1 rRNA gene (running past one end of the window) is annotated in these 758 nt (G+C 59.2%); it reads left to right on the plus strand.

What is annotated here, in order from left to right:
- Positions 1–668 precede the first annotated feature (668 nt).
- A 5S ribosomal RNA gene (gene rrf / locus Ae505Ps2_RS19890) occupies positions 669–758 on the plus strand; it runs 27 nt beyond the window's last position.

A 758-nucleotide genomic window follows, 5' to 3' on the forward strand; every position in this document is an offset into this window, starting at 1 on the left:
GGAGCTTGACTGTGAGACTGACGGGTCGAGCAGGGACGAAAGTCGGGACTAGTGATCCGGCACCACCTTGTGGAAGGGGTGTCGCTCAACGGATAAAAGGTACCCCGGGGATAACAGGCTGATCTTGCCCAAGAGTCCATATCGACGGCATGGTTTGGCACCTCGATGTCGGCTCGTCGCATCCTGGGGCTGGAGTAGGTCCCAAGGGTTGGGCTGTTCGCCCATTAAAGCGGTACGCGAGCTGGGTTTAGAACGTCGTGAGACAGTTCGGTCCCTATCCGCCGCGCGCGTTGGAGACTTGAGGAAGGCTGTCCCTAGTACGAGAGGACCGGGACGGACGAACCTCTGGTGTGCCAGTTGTCCCGCCAGGGGCACGGCTGGTTGGCTATGTTCGGGAGGGATAACCGCTGAAGGCATCTAAGCGGGAAGCCTGTTCCAAGATGAGGTCTCCCACCACCTTTGAGTGGGTAAGGCTCCCAGGAGATGACTGGGTTGATAGGCCGGAGATGGAAGCCCTGTGAGGGGTGGAGTTGACCGGTACTAATAGGCCGAGGGCTTGCCACAACGAGTTGTTCGCATCCACTGTGTGACCCTGAGCCCACAACCCTGTGCGGGTTGTGTGTTCGTAGGTCCCCCCATGTTTGTGTGGGGGTTTGTTGAATAGTGTTGTCGGTGGTCATTGCGGTAGGGGAACGCCCGGTCCCATTCCGAACCCGGTAGCTAAGCCTTCCAGCGCCGATGGTACTGCACTCGCCAGG

The organism is Pseudonocardia sp. Ae505_Ps2, from assembly GCF_001932425.1.
Lineage (GTDB): Bacteria > Actinomycetota > Actinomycetes > Mycobacteriales > Pseudonocardiaceae > Pseudonocardia.